At 66.5% G+C, this 4,225-nt stretch carries 4 protein-coding genes and 1 pseudogene; 2 read left to right on the forward strand and 3 right to left on the reverse strand.

Annotated features, from left to right (window positions below):
- Positions 1-154 (reverse strand): annotated as a pseudogene (locus ACYCUK_RS23545) (IS110 family transposase); the annotation flags it as partial.
- 380 nt (positions 155-534) lie between these two features.
- On the opposite strand from ACYCUK_RS23545, the gene nadB reads away from it, so the two are divergent.
- On the forward strand, positions 535-2,100 hold the full coding sequence (nadB, locus tag ACYCUK_RS23550; RefSeq protein WP_461597016.1) for an L-aspartate oxidase: 1,566 nt from the start codon (positions 535-537) through the stop codon (positions 2,098-2,100).
- Positions 2,101-2,223: 123 nt separating this feature from the next.
- Positions 2,224-3,060 (forward strand): inositol monophosphatase family protein, encoded by an 837-nt coding sequence (locus ACYCUK_RS23555; RefSeq protein WP_461597017.1) that lies wholly within the window; start codon positions 2,224-2,226, stop codon positions 3,058-3,060.
- Positions 3,061-3,169: 109 nt separating this feature from the next.
- Here the strand turns inward: ACYCUK_RS23555 and ACYCUK_RS23560 are convergent, their stop codons facing one another.
- Positions 3,170-3,913: a metallophosphoesterase family protein gene (locus ACYCUK_RS23560; protein WP_461597018.1), complete on the reverse strand. Its 744-nt coding sequence runs from the start codon at positions 3,911-3,913 to the stop codon at positions 3,170-3,172.
- 59 nt (positions 3,914-3,972) lie between these two features.
- The coding region (gene nadA / locus ACYCUK_RS23565) for a quinolinate synthase NadA (RefSeq protein WP_461597019.1) at positions 3,973-4,225 on the reverse strand (253 nt) is incomplete at its 5' end.

Below are 4,225 nucleotides of genomic sequence, written 5' to 3' on the forward strand. Positions count from 1 at the left end.
TGCCGCGCTTGATCTGCACGTTGACGATCTCCCCCGTGGCGATGTCCACCGTGTGCATCTGGAACACCTGCTTGGCAATGTCCAACCCCACGACCTGCAGGCCGTCGATCGTGCCGATGATTTGCCCTGCGCTCATGCCAGTCTTACGATTCATCTCGGGTCTCCGATGGTGTTGGTGAAGACCGTGGTCTATCACGCCTTGGGCACATCGATGCCGTATCCATCCGGAGACCCGCCCGCCATCACAGCGGCCAGGTTTCTTCCGTACAGCTTCGCGTTCATCTCCGTGCTCCTGTCTCTATCCCCGTAGGGAGGAAGGCATCCATCACATCTCCTGATGGTTGTGTTGTGCCGCCTATTTTCCACGCCTTGCGGGGCTTTGTCAGTCGGGTGGCGATTGCTGCTCGACCCCGCCAGGGCCACCCCATCGCGCAGCGGGTCTCGTGCCGTGGATGCCAGCGCGTTGGCGTTCCCGTGGACAATCGTGGCTTGGTCGTCACCCGCGCGGCCTTCTTCCATGCGACTCCTATTTCCATGCAACATTGCGACGTTCTCATTTTGGGCGGCGGCCTCGCTGGCCTGAGCACCGCCCTGCACCTGGCCGAGCGTTTCCAGGTCACGGTTCTGGCCAAACGCGAGCTGGAGGTTTCGTCCAGCCAATGGGCGCAAGGTGGCATTGCCGCGGTGCTGGCCGATGGCGACAGCTTCGACGCCCATGTGCACGACACCCTGGTGGCCGGCGCCTTGCTGAACGACCTGCCGGCCACGCGCTTCGTGGTGGAACACGGCCCGGCCGCCATCGCCTGGCTGCGCGAACAAGGCGTGCCCTTCGACACCGAGCACGGCGATCTGCACCTCACGCGCGAGGGCGGCCACAGCCAGCGCCGCATTGCCCACGTGGCCGACGCCACCGGCGCCGCCATCCAGCGCACCCTGCTGGCGCGGGCACGGGCGCATCCGCGCATCACCCTGCTGGAAAACCACGTGGCGGTGGACCTCATCACCGACCGCCACATGGACATGGTCGGCCCGCGCCGCTGCTGGGGCGCCTACGCCCTCAACACCAGCAGCAACCGCGTGGAAACCTACCCCGCCGCGCATACCGTGCTGGCCACGGGCGGCGCGGGCAAGGTGTACCGCTACACCACCAACCCCGACACCGCCAGCGGCGACGGCCTTGCCATGGCCTGGCGCGCCGGCTGCCGCGTGGCGAACATGGAGTTCATCCAGTTCCACCCCACCTGCCTGTACCACCCCAAGGCCAAGAGCTTCCTCATCTCCGAGGCGCTGCGCGGCGAAGGCGGCCTGCTCAAGCTGCCCGACGGCACCCGCTTCATGCCGGCGCACGACGCGCGCGCCGAACTCGCGCCACGCGACGTGGTGGCCCGCGCCATCGACTTCGAGATGAAAAAGCATGGGCTCGACTGCGTCTATCTCGACATCACCCACAAGGGCGAAGCCTTCATTCGCCAGCACTTCCCCACCATCCATCGACGCTGCCTGGACCTCGGCATCGACATCGCGCGCGAGCCCATTCCCGTGGTGCCGGCGGTGCACTTCACCTGTGGCGGCGTGCTCACCGACCTGGCTGGCCGCACCGACCTGCCCGGCCTCTACGCCGTGGGCGAAGTGGCCTACACCGGGCTGCACGGCGCCAACCGTCTGGCCAGCAACTCGCTGCTGGAATGCGTGGTGTTCGGCACCGCGGCGGCGCAGGCCATTGGCGAGGCCGAGCAGCCCCCCCTGCTTGCCCCGCGGCCGTGGGACGAAAGCCGCGTGAGCGACGCCGACGAGCTGGTCGTCATCGCCCACAACTGGGACGAACTGCGCCGCCTCATGTGGAACTACGTCGGCATCGTCCGCACCGACAAGCGGCTGGAGCGCGCCGCCCACCGCATCGACCTGCTGCAGTCGGAGGTGGACGAGTTCTACGCCAACTTCCGCGTCACGCGCGACCTGCTGGAGCTGCGCAACCTGCTGCAGGTGGCCGAACTCATCGTTCGCTCCGCCCAGCTGCGCCACGAAAGCCGCGGCCTGCATTACAGCCTCGACTGGCCACAAACCGCCGCCCCGGCCGCGCCCACCATCCTCGTGCCCTGAGGTTTGCTCCCTCCCCACAGGTGGGGAGGGCCGGGGTGGGGAGGGCCGGGGTGGGGAGGCGGCGGGTCAGCGACCCCTACCCGACAATGCGTGCACGACATTCACCCACACTCCCGTCAGCCGATGCCCAGACCCACCACCACCGCCACAACCCCCGACATCGCCACCGTCGCAGCCCTCGTGCGCACGGCCGCACGCGAGGAAATTTTGCCCCGCGCCCAAAACCCCGCCGCCCGCCTCAAGGCCGATGGCACCTGGATCACCGACGCCGACCTCGCCATGCAGCACCGCCTGCAGCGCGAACTGGCCGCGCTCTGGCCGCACATCCCCCTGCTCGGCGAGGAAATGTCCGCCGAGGAACAGCAGCGCCTCATGTCTGAGGAGGCTGCATCACCGAACGGCCCCGGTCTCTGGGTGCTCGACCCGCTGGACGGCACCAGCAACTTCGCCGCCGGCCTGCCCTGTTTCGGTCCCTCGCTCGCCTGGGTGCAGGGCGGCCGCGTGCGCCTGGGCGTGGTGGTGGACGTGATGCGCGACGAAACCTTCAGCGCCACCGAAGGCCAAGGCGCGCAACTCAACGGCCAGCCCCTGCCCGCCCCCACCATGCAAATTCCCCTGGCCAAGACCATCGCCTGCGTCGACTTCAAACGCCTGCCCACCGCGCTCGCCGCCCGCCTGGCCACCCACCCGCCCTACAGCTCGCAACGGTCGATCGGCTCCGTCGCACTCGACTGGTGCTGGGTCGCCGCCGGCCGCTTCCACCTCTACCTCCACGGCAGCCAAGGCCTGTGGGACTACGCCGCCGGCAGCCTCATCCTGTCCGAGGCCGGCGGCCATGGCCAGACGCTGGCGGGCGAACCGGTGTTCAACAACACCCTGGACAAACGCTCGGCGCTGTGCGCGGGGGATGCGGGGCTGTTCGAGCAATGGGTGGCTTGGGTAGCGCAAGGCGCGGCCTGAATCGCACGACCACGCGCATCGAACTCACCTGGCGAATGGGGCTTGTATCCGAGATGCCGGACCTCTTCGCCGAGCACACTCGATCGACCGATGCAGGCTACGAGTCTGCTCAGCATCTTGACATCAACCCGGTCGCAAGCGCATGCGCCCAATCCGCCATTTGGCGGGATTGGGCCAGCTCAGCCATGGCCCGGTGGGCGTAGGGCACACTCATCAGACCGGCAATCCATCCGTTTGGCCGCCGCTCGACAATCGCGTAGCGCGCGTCAGGCGAGCCCGTTTCAACGAGATGCGCGAAGGGATGCGTGTCGTCATAAGCCGGCAAGCCGACGCTTCCGGGATTGACGATGAGTTGCCCGCTTGAAGCTCGCACGGCCCTTGGAAGGTGGGTGTGCCCGCACAAAATCAGTTCAGCTTGCACTCGTCCCAAACGCGCATCGATTTCGGCTGACGTCGCGGCTCGCAATCCGGTCGCTTCGACGGTTTCGAGAAAGTACTCAGCATCGCTCCTCGGTGTGCCATGGCATAAAAAAATCTCAGGGGTGTACTGCAGGCTTGGCTTCAGGCACGCGATCCATTTGAACTCTTTCGGGGTGAGCTGTGAGTGAGCAAATTCATCAGATGCGCTCCTCTGCATCGGGCCTTGCGTGAGGATCTGACGCTCATGGTTACCAGCAAGATGAATCCAGTCCTGCGCCATGAGAAACTGCGCCGTCTCCAGCGGTAGCAGCGGACCGGACAGACTGTCCCCGAGGTTGATGATCGCATCGACTCCGCGGCGCTGGATGTCGTCGACGACGGCTTCGAGTGCAGGCAGATTTCCATGAATGTCGGTGACGATGGCGAGGCGCATGACCGTGCTCCGGCAAGGCAAACATTGTCAGTCCCGGCTGGCTGTAGTCTTGTCCGACTTCAGGCGGCGCCGATTCCGGGCACCAGCGCGCCTTGCGCGGCACTGGCGCGTTTCTGTTTCGCCGTGAAATCCAGCATTCTTGCGACGCTGCGGCGCGCCCGCGCGGCCAGGCCGGCATCCAAAGCGATCTCGCCGCTGCCCGTTTTCAGGGCATGGGCCAGGCCTTCGAGGCCGTTCATGGCCATCCAGGGGCAGTGGGCGCAGCTTTTGCAGGTGGCGCTGTTGCCGGCGGTGGGAGCTTCGAGGAAGATT

The sequence above is a fragment of the Thiomonas sp. genome, from assembly GCF_054608695.1.

Excerpts from the sequence above, each read along its gene's own strand:
- ACYCUK_RS23560 (WP_461597018.1), bottom strand. The coding sequence starts at position 3,913 with ATGCGCCTCGCCATCGTCACCGACATTCATGGAAATCTGCCTGCACTC.
- ACYCUK_RS23555 (WP_461597017.1), top strand. The coding sequence starts at position 2,224 with ATGCCCAGACCCACCACCACCGCCACAACCCCCGACATCGCCACCGTC.
- nadB (WP_461597016.1), top strand. The coding sequence starts at position 535 with ATGCAACATTGCGACGTTCTCATTTTGGGCGGCGGCCTCGCTGGCCTG.